The organism is Proteus genomosp. 4 str. ATCC 51469, from assembly GCF_003144375.1.
In the GTDB taxonomy this organism is placed as follows: domain Bacteria; phylum Pseudomonadota; class Gammaproteobacteria; order Enterobacterales; family Enterobacteriaceae; genus Proteus.
This window is the reverse complement of sequence record NZ_PENV01000008.1, coordinates 162,202-175,188: the sequence shown is the minus strand read 5'-3', so window position 1 is coordinate 175,188 and position 12,987 is coordinate 162,202. Positions and strand designations below refer to the sequence as shown.

The 12,987-nt window shown below is 38.0% G+C and carries 10 protein-coding genes and 1 pseudogene; 7 read left to right on the top strand and 4 right to left on the bottom strand.

Features of this window, described 5'->3' with window-relative positions:
• Positions 1-103: 103 nt before the first annotated feature.
• The 3 genes from rluB to rnm all read right to left on the bottom strand — a co-directional run bounded on the left by rluB (position 104) and on the right by rnm (position 2,935).
• Positions 104-1,027 carry a 23S rRNA pseudouridine(2605) synthase RluB gene (rluB, locus tag DK866_RS09820; RefSeq protein WP_036937111.1) on the bottom strand — a complete coding sequence of 308 codons (924 nt, stop codon included), beginning with the start codon at positions 1,025-1,027 and terminating at the stop codon, positions 104-106.
• A gap of 402 nt (positions 1,028-1,429) precedes the next feature.
• Complete coding sequence (locus tag DK866_RS09815; protein WP_072067997.1) at positions 1,430-2,050, bottom strand: L-threonylcarbamoyladenylate synthase; 621 nt, start codon at positions 2,048-2,050, stop codon at positions 1,430-1,432.
• Positions 2,051-2,074: 24 nt separating this feature from the next.
• Complete coding sequence (rnm, locus tag DK866_RS09810; protein ID WP_109408751.1) at positions 2,075-2,935, bottom strand: RNase RNM; 861 nt, start codon at positions 2,933-2,935, stop codon at positions 2,075-2,077.
• A gap of 308 nt (positions 2,936-3,243) precedes the next feature.
• Here rnm and DK866_RS09805 point away from each other — a divergent pair, with 308 nt between their 5' ends.
• The 6 genes and pseudogenes from DK866_RS09805 to DK866_RS09775 all read left to right on the top strand — a co-directional run bounded on the left by DK866_RS09805 (position 3,244) and on the right by DK866_RS09775 (position 10,401).
• Positions 3,244-4,821, top strand: coding sequence for an anthranilate synthase component 1 (locus DK866_RS09805; protein ID WP_109408750.1), 1,578 nt, complete (start codon positions 3,244-3,246; stop codon positions 4,819-4,821).
• Positions 4,821-6,414, top strand: a pseudogene (gene trpD, locus DK866_RS20140) (bifunctional anthranilate synthase glutamate amidotransferase component TrpG/anthranilate phosphoribosyltransferase TrpD). The gene DK866_RS09805 and the pseudogene trpD overlap by 1 nt, the downstream one beginning before the upstream one ends.
• Before the next feature lie 4 nt (positions 6,415-6,418).
• On the top strand, positions 6,419-7,774 hold the full coding sequence (gene trpCF / locus DK866_RS09790) for a bifunctional indole-3-glycerol-phosphate synthase TrpC/phosphoribosylanthranilate isomerase TrpF (RefSeq protein ID WP_109408747.1): 1,356 nt from the start codon (positions 6,419-6,421) through the stop codon (positions 7,772-7,774).
• 39 nt (positions 7,775-7,813) lie between these two features.
• Positions 7,814-9,004: a tryptophan synthase subunit beta gene (gene trpB / locus DK866_RS09785; protein WP_036937130.1), complete on the top strand. Its 1,191-nt coding sequence runs from the start codon at positions 7,814-7,816 to the stop codon at positions 9,002-9,004.
• Positions 9,004-9,810, top strand: a complete 807-nt coding sequence (gene trpA, locus DK866_RS09780) for a tryptophan synthase subunit alpha (RefSeq protein ID WP_109408746.1) — start codon at positions 9,004-9,006, stop codon at positions 9,808-9,810. Before trpB ends, trpA begins: the two co-directional genes overlap by 1 nt.
• 276 nt (positions 9,811-10,086) lie before the next feature.
• Positions 10,087-10,401 carry a BON domain-containing protein gene (locus tag DK866_RS09775; RefSeq protein ID WP_036937135.1) on the top strand — a complete coding sequence of 105 codons (315 nt, stop codon included), beginning with the start codon at positions 10,087-10,089 and terminating at the stop codon, positions 10,399-10,401.
• 672 nt (positions 10,402-11,073) lie between these two features.
• Here DK866_RS09775 and ompW read toward each other — a convergent pair.
• Positions 11,074-11,709 carry an outer membrane protein OmpW gene (ompW, locus tag DK866_RS09770; RefSeq protein ID WP_109408745.1) on the bottom strand — a complete coding sequence of 212 codons (636 nt, stop codon included), beginning with the start codon at positions 11,707-11,709 and terminating at the stop codon, positions 11,074-11,076.
• Positions 11,710-12,142: 433 nt separating this feature from the next.
• Here ompW and DK866_RS09765 point away from each other — a divergent pair, with 433 nt between their 5' ends.
• Positions 12,143-12,916, top strand: a complete 774-nt coding sequence (locus DK866_RS09765; RefSeq protein WP_109408744.1) for a YciC family protein — start codon at positions 12,143-12,145, stop codon at positions 12,914-12,916.
• Positions 12,917-12,987 lie beyond the last annotated feature (71 nt).

Genomic DNA, 12,987 nt, shown 5'->3' with positions numbered 1-12,987 from the left:
TAGAAAAAAGAAAGCCATCAAAAAAGAGGCACCCAATGTTTATTGGCTGCCTCTTAATGAAAAATGATATTTTAATTTAAAATAATAAATAATTATTCGAAAACTACTTATTATTTCCAGCTGATTGACGACGACTTGACGCTCTTTTTGCAGGTGATGTAGAGGTGCGAGCTGATATTTTAGTATGACGCTTAACCGCACGACGAATTTGATTTGCTTTAATTCGACGTTGGTCTTTTTCTACCGCTACTTTTGTTACTGTTTCATCATTTAACTCAACCAGTTGACGCAAGTAGTTAATCTGCTCTAACCCAAGCTCTACCCAGCCACCGCGTGGTAGACCTTTAGGTAAATCAATATCACCATAGCGAACACGAATAAGACGACTTACTTGAACACCAACCGCTTCCCACATACGGCGAACTTCACGGTTACGGCCTTCTGTCAGTGAAACGTTGTACCATTGGTTAATCCCTTCACCACCACGATAAGAAACAGAGCGGAATGACGCTGGGCCATCTTCTAATTGCACACCACGAGTTAATTGACGAATTTTAGCATCATCAATTTCACCGAAAACACGAACCGCATATTCACGTTCCACTTCTCGGCTTGGGTGCATTAAACGGTTAGCTAATTCACCATCTGTTGTAAATAGCAATAATCCACTGGTATTCACATCAAGACGACCAACAGCGATCCAGCGAGCACTGTTAAGACGTGGAAGACGTTGGAAAACGGTAGGACGGCCTTGTGGATCACTACGAGTACACAGTTCACCTTCAGGTTTGTAATACGCTAACACTCGACAAACATCTTTTTGGGCTTCGCGAATATTTAAAATACGACCATCTAAGCGGATTTTTGCTGTTGTGGTGACATCAATACGATCACCTAATTTTGCTTTTGTACCATCAATGCTGATACGTCCTTCTTGAAGGTAACCTTCAATCTCACGACGAGAGCCGTGACCAGAACGAGCAAGGATTTTTTGTAATTTTTCAGTACGTTGCGATTTATCGCTCATGAAACAACCTCATGTGTCGCCTTCACAGGCGTCATAAAAATAGAATTAATTTTTAAAAATCAATTAAGTAAAAAATAACCCATGTTTATTAAACTCACTAATAAACACAGGTTTATTGATTCAATAGTGAACAATGTTGATGATTTTCACATCAACATTGTGATAAATAGTTTCGATAAAATAGCATGACGGTTTTAACTGCTTCTTTTGTATGCATATTAACGCATCAACGAAAACGCTCATTGACATAATCGATGTTAAAAACAAGCACCGTGATTTTTATCGCAATGTATAAATTTAACACAAGCAATAAATCCCTTCACCTTTTATCTCTTTATCTCACGATAAATTTCTTCACTATGCATCTATCGAATCGATATTTAGTTTAATCGACCAAATCATTTACTGAAATGGAGTAATATCTCCGGTACCTTCTCGGATTATCACTGGGCTATCTTCTGTTAAATCAATTACTGTTGTAGGTTTTTGACCTAAATAGCCACCATGGATCACTAAATCAACTTGTTTGCTTAATAAATCGTTGATTTCTTCAGGATCAGACTCGGCAAAATCATTACCCGGTAAGATCAGGCTAGTTGACATCAATGGCTCACCAATATTTTCTAACAATGCTAATGCAATAGGGTTAGAAGGAACACGCAAGCCAATCGTTTTACGTTTATCATTCATCAAACGCTTTGGTACATCTTTAGTCGCTTTTAAGATAAAGGTGTAATTACCTGGGGTATTATTTTTTATTAAACGAAATACCACGTTATCAACATAAGCGTAATTAGCGATTTCTGACAGATCACGACACATCAGTGTGAAATTATGGTTTTTATCTAATTGACGAATACGACAAATCCGCGTCATTGCATCTTTGTTTTCTAAACAACAGCCAATAGCATAGCCAGAATCTGTTGGATAAATCACCACTCCGCCTTTGCGTAAAATATCAGCACTTTGTTCAATTAAACGAGCCTGCGGATTATCAGGGTGAATATAAAAAAGTTGGCTCATACATCCCTCAACGAATTTCTGATGTTACTCCTGCCATAGCGACCAAACTGGTTCAACGCCACCGGGTAACCATAAATTACGCCCCAACTCTATCCACGAGCAAGGACGATGAAAATCAGAACCTAACGAAGCTTTTAACTCATAAGATTGAGCTAATGCCGCGTGTTGTTCCCGTTCTTGTGGTGGTTGTTGGCATTGTGCCACTTCGATTGCATCACCACCTTGTTGTTTAAAATAAAGTGTTAATCGTTTTAACCATTTAGAAGATAGACCATATCGACCCGGATGTGCTAACACTGCAACACCACCAGCAGCATGAATTGCCGTGACCGCGTCACCTATTGAGCACCATTGCGGGGGTACATAGCCTGTTTTTCCTTTCGCTAAATAACGTTTAAATACTTTATTAACTGAGGCAACATGTCCGTCATTCACTAAAAATCGGGCAAAGTGCCCTCTTGTTACTTGCCCACCATGCGCTAGCGCTTTAGCGCCTTCAAAAGCATTGGCAATACCTGCTTTTTCTAATCGTTCACCTATCATTATCGCACGTGTTTCACGACATTGGCTTTGTGATGAAAGGAGCGATTTCATTGCGTTATGGTCTATATCCATATTTAATCCAACAATATGGATTTCTATATTCTCCCACAAAGTCGATATTTCGACACCTGATATCAGAGTAAGAGGCAGATTTTTTTCTGCAATATAATGCTTAGCAGGTGTAATTGCCGCTGTTGTATCGTGATCCGTAATCGCTAAAACATTAATTTGACGCTCTATCGCTCTATCAACCAGTTCTTCTGGTGAAAGCTCGCCATCTGACGCGGTAGTGTGGCTGTGTAAATCATAAATCACTCTTAAATCAGATAGCCCTTCAGTCATCACGTCTCCCTTTTCACCTTAGCAAGATAATAATTTTTAAAGAGTATGCCATAAAGTACTTGACGAACCTAACGCAATCCAGTTTACTAGTACGCAACACGAGCTAGTTCACTTTCTGTTTATTTGTCGTTAGCTGTAAGGAGATCTTATGAATATCAATCAACATCTTATCGCTCTTTGGTGGCGCAACACTCTTTTATGGGCGGTTTGATCTCCTGCTTAACGTCAGTGATATCTAAAACCCGCCTACGCGGGTTTTTTTATGCTTTAAAAACAGTAAATAAAGAAAATAATATAGAGCGATAACAATGAATACATCACTTGCATTTTCATTTAATACCAAGGCAACGCCACTGCCTTATCACAGCGAACCAGCTTTGCTTTTCAATACATTATGTGAAAATCAACATTACACATTATTGCTAGAATCCGCACAAATCGACACTAAAGCAAACCTAAAAAGCTTATTAATTGTTGATAGTGCATTACGCATCAGTGCAGTAAAAAATCAAGTCACTATTGATGTACTAAGTGTTAATGGACAAGCGTTATTGCCCGCATTAAAAATCGCACTAAAAGAAAAAGCTAATTTAACGTCAGAGAGCGACAAACAGTGTGTTTTTACTTTTGCTACACCTTCACAAGAGACCGATGAAGAAAGCAAATTAAAATCAGCTAGCGTATTTGATGCGTTGCGTTTCTTTCTTGTTAATAAAGACATTAAAGATGCAAACTTTATCTTTGTTGGTGGCTTATTTGCGTATGACTTAGTCTGCGGGTTTGAATCTATTCCTGAATTAGAAAGTGATTTTTCTTGCCCTGATTATTGCTTTTATTTAGCCGAACAATTAATCGTGATCGACCATCAAAATAAAGATAGTCAGTTGGTTTCCATTGCATTTACTGATGATAAAACAGAATGCCAACGTCTCGCTTTACGACAAACTGAATTAATTTCACTGGCTAAACAACCATTAAAACACCCTATTCGCCACGCTTTAACAGCGAAAGGTTCAACAATACACACCAATATGGACGATAAAGGCTATGGTGATATCGTTGAGGCAATGAAAACCTATATTCGTCGTGGTGATATTTTCCAAGTCGTACCATCACGTCGTTTTCAAGTAGCTTGCCCTTCACCACTTGCCGCATATCAAGTGTTGAAACAGAAAAACCCAAGCCCGTATCTGTTTTATATGCAAGATGCTCTATTCACTGTTTTTGGTGCATCCCCAGAAAGCGCACTGAAATATCAAACCAGTGATCGCCAAATTGAAATCTACCCAATTGCAGGAACTCGTCCTAGAGGACGCAATGCTGATGGTTCAATTAATGCAGATTTAGACAGTCGCATTGAGCTAGAAATGCGTACTGACACCAAAGAACTTTCAGAGCATTTAATGTTAGTTGATTTGGCGCGTAATGATTTAGCACGTATTTGCCAAGCAGGCAGCCGCTATGTTGCAGAGCTAACAAAAGTTGATCGTTACGCTTTTGTAATGCACTTAGTATCTAGAGTAGTTGGAAAATTACGTGATGACTTAGATATTTTCCATGCTTACCAAGCATGTATGAATATGGGAACACTATCAGGTGCCCCTAAAGTCAGTGCTATGCAATTAATTGCTCGTTATGAAAAAACAAAACGTGGTAGCTATGGTGGAGCCATTGGTTATTTTACTGGTGCCGGTGATTTTGATACTTGCATAGTTATTCGCTCTGCTTATGTTGAAAATAATATTGCCACTATTCAAGTCGGAGCCGGAATTGTGCTCGACTCAGATCCCAAAATGGAAGCGGAAGAAACCCGCAATAAATCACAAGCTGTAATCAATGCCATTTTACAAGCTCATACAGAAATACAAATACAGGAGGCTTGCTAATGGCAACGATCTTACTTCTCGATAACATCGACTCTTTTACTTATAACCTTGTCGATCAATTACGTAGCCTTGGCAATAACGTTGTCATTTATCGCAATAGCGTCACTGCTGATTTTATTGAACAAAAACTATGCGAACTCGATAACCCGATTTTACTGTTATCCCCAGGGCCAGGTGCACCTTCACAAGCAGGCTGTATGCCTGAATTGTTGAAACGTGTACTAGGTACATTACCTGTTGTTGGTATCTGTTTAGGTCATCAAGCCATCATTGAAGCTTACGGTGGCAAAGTTTCTTCATGTGGAGAGATCTTACACGGTAAAGCGACATTGGCTGAACATGATAACAGCGAAATGTTTGTGAATTTACCTAATCCTTTACCCGTTGCTCGTTATCATTCGCTTTCAGGAGAACACGTTCCAGAACAACTTATTATTAATGCTTGGTGCGATAACACTGTTATGGCGGTGCGTCACCGTCAACATAAAACTTGTGGTTTTCAGTTTCACCCAGAATCAATTTTAACCACCAAAGGCGCACAACTCTTAGAACAAACAATCGCATGGGCATTAACTCCTAAAGGAGACGAATAAAATGGAAACTATCTTCAACAAATTATTTAGCGCACAACAGTTAACATTAGAAGAAAGCCAAACCCTGTTTAGCGCGATTATCCGTGGTGAATTAACAGAATCACAATTAGCCGCTGTATTAATTAGCATGAAAATGCGTGGTGAACATCCACAAGAAATTGCTGGTGCTGTACGAGCATTACTTGAAAATGCACTGCCATTTCCTCGTCCTGATTACACCTTTTGCGATATTGTTGGCACTGGTGGCGACGGCGCGAACAGCATCAATATCTCAACAGCTAGCGCATTCGTAGCGGCAGAAGTCGGTATCAAAGTGGCGAAACACGGTAATCGTAGCGTATCTAGTCGCTCAGGCTCATCAGACTTACTCGCTGCTTTTGGTATTCCATTAGACAGAAGTGCGGATGATGCACGTCAATTATTAGATGAAGTGGGACTTTGCTTTTTATTCGCACCGCAGTATCACAGTGGTTTTCGTTTTGCAGCCCCAGTGCGCCAACAACTAAAAACACGCACCTTATTTAACGTATTAGGTCCCTTGATTAATCCAGCTCGCCCACCATTGGCATTAATTGGTGTTTATAGCCCTGAGTTATTAATGCCTATTGCAGACACGCTAAAAGTATTGGGTTATGAACGCGCTGCTGTGGTACACAGTGGTGGTATGGATGAAGTGTCGTTACATGCACCGACTCAAGTCGCTGAATTACGTAATGGTGAAATTACACGTTATGAACTCACACCAAGTGATTTTGGTCTTCGTCCTTGTTCAATGGCCGATTTAGAAGGTGGTACACCTGAAGTTAACCGCCAATTATTGGCAAGCTTACTGCAAGGTGAAGGAAAAAGAGCACATACCGAATCTGTCGCAGCTAATGTCGCTTTATTAATGCGTTTACATGGGCAAGAAGATTTAAAAATGAATACTGAAGTTGCTATGCACACCATTTATAGCGGTAAAGCAATAAATCGTGTCACCGCATTAGCAGCAAGAGGATAAAAACATGACTGTATTAAACGCCATTGTAAAAGATAAAGCAGAATATCTGATTGCACGTAAAGCAAGCCAACCATTATCAGAATTTGTGCATCAAATAGTGCCATCAACACGCTCGTTTTATCAGGCATTAACTCAACCTAATACTGTTTTTATTTTAGAGTGTAAAAAAGCATCGCCCTCAAAAGGATTAATTCGTGCTGATTTTGATCCCGCTACAATTGCAAAAATTTATCAGCCTTATGCTGCGGCAATTTCGGTATTAACTGATGAAAAGTATTTTCAAGGAAACTTTGATTATTTACGTCAAGTCAGCCAAGCCGTACATCAGCCCGTTTTGTGCAAAGATTTTATTATTGATGATTACCAAATCTATTTAGCACGTTTTTATCAAGCAGATGCGATTTTATTAATGCTCTCTGTCTTAGACGATGAACAATATCGCGCGCTATCAACGGTTGCTCATCAATTAAATATGGGTGTATTGACCGAAGTCAGCACAGAAGAAGAGCGTCAACGAGCAATTAAGCTTAATGCCAAAGTTATTGGTATTAATAATCGCGACTTGCGTGATCTCTCTATTGATTTAGCACGTACTCCGCAATTAAGCCAAGGTTTACCTGAAGATACCATCGTGATCAGCGAGTCAGGTATTCATACCCATCAACAGGTCCAAGAGTTAAGCCAATATGCTAATGGTTTTTTGGTAGGTAGTGCCTTAATGTCACAAGAAAATATTGACCAAGCAGTAAGAGCACTCGTTTTGGGAAAGCATAAAGTGTGCGGGTTAACTCGTACACAAGATGTAAAAGCGGTTTATCAAGCCGGTGCTTATTATGCGGGATTGATTTTCGCAGAGAAATCCCCGCGCAAAGTGACATTGTCACAAGCCCAAGAGCTGATAACACAAGCTCCCTTAGCATTTGTAGGTGTTTTTCAAAACCAGCCCATTGCACTTATTTGTGACTATGCTGAAAAACTTAATTTATCTGCCATTCAATTACATGGGCAAGAAGATGCTCAGTTTATTGAGCAACTTAGACAAAAAATTCAGCCTAGCTGTGAGATTTGGCAAGCAATAAACATGGCAATCCACAGTGATATTCCTCCTGTTTTACACGTTAATAAATATGTACTTGATAACGGCACAGGCGGTACAGGAACAACGTTTAATTGGCAAAAAATTCCAAACACAATACGTGAAAAAGCATTACTTGCAGGCGGTCTTAATAGTGAAAACTGTTTGGATGCAGTTAAAACAGGCTGTATCGGGCTTGATTTTAACTCAGGAGTAGAATCAGCTCCTGGCATAAAAGATGCACAACGTCTGGATCAAGTATTTGCACAATTACAGCGAAACTAAATTTCATAAAGATAAAATTTTAAACAGGATGACATCACAATGAGAAAACTTAACCCCTACTTTGGCGAATTTGGTGGCCAATATGTACCTGAAATCTTAATTCCTGCATTGGATCAACTCGAACAAGCTTTTATTGATGCACAAAACGATCCGTCATTTCAGCAAGAATTCCAAGATTTATTAAAAAATTATGCAGGTAGACCAACAGCATTAACCCTTTGCCGTAATTTAACAGAAGGCACGCGAACTCGTTTATATCTAAAACGTGAAGATTTACTGCATGGTGGCGCTCATAAAACTAACCAAGTATTAGGTCAAGCATTACTGGCAAAACGTATGGGGAAAACCGAAATAATTGCGGAAACGGGTGCTGGTCAACATGGTGTTGCAACTGCTTTGGCCTGCGCACTACTTAATATGAAATGTCGTATCTATATGGGTGCAAAAGATGTTGAACGTCAATCACCTAACGTCTTTCGTATGCGCTTAATGGGTGCTGAGGTTATTCCTGTTCATAGTGGCTCATCTACCCTAAAAGATGCCTGTAATGAAGCATTACGCGACTGGTCTGGTTGTTACGATCGCGCTCACTATTTACTAGGAACCGCAGCAGGCCCCCATCCTTACCCAACAATTGTACGCGAATTCCAACGTATGATTGGTGATGAAGCTAAAGCACAGATCCTAGAGCGTGAAGGCCGTCTACCCGATGCAGCTATTGCCTGTATTGGTGGTGGTTCAAATGCTATCGGGTTATTTGCTTCATTTATTCCTGAAACGTCAGTACAGCTAATTGGTGTTGAACCTGCAGGTAAAGGCATTGAAACGGGTGAACATGGCGCACCACTAAAACATGGTAAATTAGGGATCTATTTTGGGATGAAATCCCCTATTATGCAGACAGATGAAGGACAAATTGAAGAATCTTATTCAATTTCAGCAGGTCTTGACTTCCCATCTGTCGGGCCTCAGCACGCACATCTAAATAGCATTGGTCGTGCTGATTATGTTTCTGTTACAGATGATGAAGCCATAGAAGCATTTAAAGCACTCTCACGCCGAGAAGGTATTATTCCAGCATTAGAATCCTCTCATGCTCTAGCTTACGCACTTAAATTAATTGCTCAAAATCCTGATAAAGAGCAATTACTGATTGTGAACTTATCAGGCCGTGGCGATAAAGACATTTTTACTGTAAACGATATTTTAGCAGCAAGAGGAGAAATCTAATGAGCCGTTATCAAAACTGCTTTGATGCATTAGCACAAAAACAACAAGGTGCATTTGTTCCCTTTGTAACATTAGGTGATCCTTCTCCTGAGCTATCACTACAAATTATTGATGCGTTAATTGAAGGTGGTGCAGATGCTTTAGAGATTGGTATTCCTTTTTCAGATCCTCTTGCAGATGGTCCTACTATTCAAGGCGCTAATTTACGTGCTCTCAATGTTGGCGTAACCCCCACTGATTGCTTTGCGCTATTAACCAATGTACGTAAAAAACATCCTAATATTCCTATTGGTCTATTAGTTTATGCCAACCTTGTTTTTAGTAATGGGATTGATAATTTTTATGGTAAATGCCAACAAGCTAGTGTCGATTCTGTCTTAATTGGTGATGTGCCCTTACGTGAATCAAAAGAGTTCCGAGAAGCAGCCCAGCGAGTGAATATCGATCCTATCTTTATTTGCCCGCCTAATGCTGATGATGAGCTTTTACAAGAATTAGCCATCTCAGGTAAAGGCTATACCTATTTACTCTCAAGAGCTGGCGTAACAGGAACAGATAAACGTGCTGAACAATCGCTAACACACCTTACTGACAAATTAAAAACTTATAATGCACCACCTGCATTACAAGGATTTGGTATTTCAGAGCCAAAACAAGTCAAAGAGGCTATTGCAAATGGTGCCGCAGGTGCTATTTCAGGATCAGCCGTTGTACAAATTATTGAGAAAAATCTTCATCAACCTGAAGTGATGCTTAAAGCGCTTACTCAATTTGTCAAAGAAATGAAAGCGGCTACACTCGCATAACTATCGTAATCAATCCGCTTTAGGAGAATAGTTTGCTATTTTTCTAAGCGGATTACTCTTAACTCATCATTTATTGACTCTCGCTTTTGAAAGCCCGTTTTTGGGCTTAGTCTGCATGAAATGGCGCAATCCCTCTTCTTTCTCCAGTTAAAGTAACACAATTAATACCTATAAAAATTTGGCAATATTTTATTTTTTGCACATACTTTATAAAGTGCTTTATGTTTTCTTTTCAGAAATACTCAATCAATTACGCAATGTATAAGGAGTTTGATAATGAAACTATGGGCAAAAATCTCTGCTGTCATGGCGGCATTACTGATGGCATTTACGTTGTCTGCATGTTCTCCAACTGCAACGTCAGAAGGTACTGGGGGTTATTTTGATGACTCCGTGATCACCACCAAAGTTAAAACAGCACTAATCGGTGAAAAAAATCTTAATTCAACACAAATTAGCGTTGAAACTTTTAAAGGTAAAGTTCAATTAAGTGGTTTCGTTTCTTCTCAAGCGGATGCTAATCGTGCCATTGAAACAACACGCAAAGTTACAGGCGTAAAAGGCGTTATCAACTCTATGGTTGTTCGCTGATCCCTTTTTTATTCTAGTCTTTCTTTAGCTTTACGTTTAGACCACCTCGGTGGTCTTTTTTCGTTTATAAGTTTATGTTTATTTGTAGCGATTATCATAATTCAGATCAAATTTTGCAAAAAACTAAAATCAATCAAAAATAGCCTGCTTTTGTCGAGCTTTAAAAACAGCTCATAAAAAGAGCAAAACAAAAGAATTACTAATCATTTTGCGTTCAAAAACCAACCGCTTTGTTATTATCAGTGTGAGACCTTGTTAATCCTTTTTATTTCTCTATAGATTTTATCTATCCATTGATAGATAACGCACTTTTACTAAAATTAAATATAAAGATGCATTTTAAATACACCTATATAATACCCAGTTTTATCAATTACGATGCTATTTATTATTAATAAATAGAAATAAATAATTTTTAATTTATTTATAGCCGAGCATTAAGGTGCATATTAAATACAACTTATAAGATATTTAAATATAAAATGTTCCATTTTAAATACACCTTTATTTATTTAACACTATTTAAAAATGACTCTTATTTTAAGTATTAACAATAAAATGGTATCTTTTGATAATCTAAAAATGAGTGTTGTCTTGTAAATTTAAAACATAAAAAAAGCGAAGATAAACTTCGCTTTTTCATTATGAGATATTCTTTTAAAGAAAGAATAATTAGAAACGGTAGCCCACACCAAACATAAATACAAATGGGTCTAAACGTGTACTGATTGATTGTCTATCATCACCCGCTTTAAATTTAACATCCGTTTCGATGTTCATCCACCAAACAGACGCATTCAACATCCAGTTTTTATCGAGGTTATAATCTAAGCCAGCTTGTGCTGCAAAGCCCCATGAATCCTTGAGGTCTAAGTCAGATAAACCAGCACCTTTACCCGCTGAATTGAATTTTTCATCAAAGAAAGTAGTAAAGTTAAGACCTGCACCTAAATAAGGACGTAATTTATCTTCACCATTACCAAAGTAATATTGTGCCATTAATGTTGGTGGTAAATGTTTAACTGTCGCAATTTCACCAAAGTTTGTTAATGATACTTTGTGCTCAAAAGGAGTCGCTGCTAATAATTCAACACCAATATTATCAGTGATCATATACCCGAAAGTTAAACCTAATTGGGTATTATTATTAGCTTCAAAATGACCAATATCTAATACATTATCAGAGCCTGCATTAGGACGAACAGTTGCAGTACCTGCACGGAATAAGAAATCACCCGCTTGGTGAGCGAAAGAAATAGAAGGCGCAAGAGTTGCAGCCGCTAAAATAAGCGCAGAAAGTTTTTTCATTATTTAACCCATTCCTGTAATAAGTAAAATCTCCGCTAAAAATATAACCATTTATTGATAATTATGATCTAATACCGATCACAACTTTGGAATTATTTTTGCAGAAAGTGTTATTTCTCTTTTTATTATTTATCAATATGATTATTTATAATTGATCCACATCAAATTACCCATTAATACAATTTTTTCTTATAATTAAATTTATTATTAGTAATATTTTTTGAATAAAAAACATCCTAAAAAGACACATTTAAAAATAAGGTTATTTTTATGTTAAAATAATGTTTAGTTTAATTTAAATAATGAGTGTGCAGTGACTATCAAGATCAAGAAATAAGCTTAATAAGCGGTTTGATAGAAAATATCCCTTTTTGCTGTTGTAAAAGGTACAATAGCGCGCATTGACACAGTCTATTTTTATAGGAGCAGTTTCATGCCTACCACGGCACGCACAATCTATCGAGACAGTCTTAATTTTTATAAGAATGAACGACGTAGTATTGTTACCCTTTCCGCTATCCTTGCTGTTGTTTTAGCAATAGTTCATGTCTTAATTGGCCCTAATCCTCAAGAATACCAATTGATGATTGAATTTGTGGCTAATTTTAAAAATACACAGCTTTCTTCTGCTTCTCCTGCCGAGTTAGAAGCAATGTCAAACAGTGTCGTGGGTGTTGCCAAAAAAGTATTATCACTGTATGCATTCGAAACATTACAGCAAAGCATCTTGGTTCTCACCTTATTGATGTTCGCTATGGCAATCTCTGCAGGTCATAATGTCACCTTAGGGCAAACATTTAACGCCTGCTTACCTCGCTTACCAAAAATGTTTTTACTGATTGTCCTGTGCTCTATTTTAATTAGCGCTGGTTTTATGGTGATGATTATTCCTGGCATCATTTTGCTCATTGGTTTTGCATTAGCCCCCGTTGTTTTAGTGCGCCAACAAAATATGGGAAGTGCAATACGTTTAGGTTGGAAAATTGGATTTAGTGAGTCAGGATCACTTATTCCTGCATTAGGCATTTGGATCTTATTGCAGTTTGGTATTGGTTTTGTAAGTAATCTTACAATTCAACTACCTGATCTTGTCCATAATTTCTTATTCTATCTTTTGAAAAATATGGCTTCAGCGTGGATGATTATTTACCTATTTCGTTTGTTTATGTTGGTTGAAAACAAATACACAACACAACAAACTCGCTAATTTGTTCAAAGCATAGCTATCTACAAAATTTACCGATAAAAAATCCCGTGTATAAGCTAACAACTTATCAC

Coding starts and splice junctions, on each gene's coding strand:
- rluB (WP_036937111.1), bottom strand. CDS start 1,027: ATGAGCGATAAATCGCAACGTACTGAAAAATTACAAAAAATCCTTGCT.
- DK866_RS09815 (WP_072067997.1), bottom strand. CDS start 2,050: ATGAGCCAACTTTTTTATATTCACCCTGATAATCCGCAGGCTCGTTTA.
- rnm (WP_109408751.1), bottom strand. CDS start 2,935: ATGACTGAAGGGCTATCTGATTTAAGAGTGATTTATGATTTACACAGC.
- DK866_RS09805 (WP_109408750.1), top strand. CDS start 3,244: ATGAATACATCACTTGCATTTTCATTTAATACCAAGGCAACGCCACTG.
- trpCF (WP_109408747.1), top strand. CDS start 6,419: ATGACTGTATTAAACGCCATTGTAAAAGATAAAGCAGAATATCTGATT.
- trpB (WP_036937130.1), top strand. CDS start 7,814: ATGAGAAAACTTAACCCCTACTTTGGCGAATTTGGTGGCCAATATGTA.
- trpA (WP_109408746.1), top strand. CDS start 9,004: ATGAGCCGTTATCAAAACTGCTTTGATGCATTAGCACAAAAACAACAA.
- DK866_RS09775 (WP_036937135.1), top strand. CDS start 10,087: ATGAAACTATGGGCAAAAATCTCTGCTGTCATGGCGGCATTACTGATG.
- ompW (WP_109408745.1), bottom strand. CDS start 11,709: ATGAAAAAACTTTCTGCGCTTATTTTAGCGGCTGCAACTCTTGCGCCT.
- DK866_RS09765 (WP_109408744.1), top strand. CDS start 12,143: ATGCCTACCACGGCACGCACAATCTATCGAGACAGTCTTAATTTTTAT.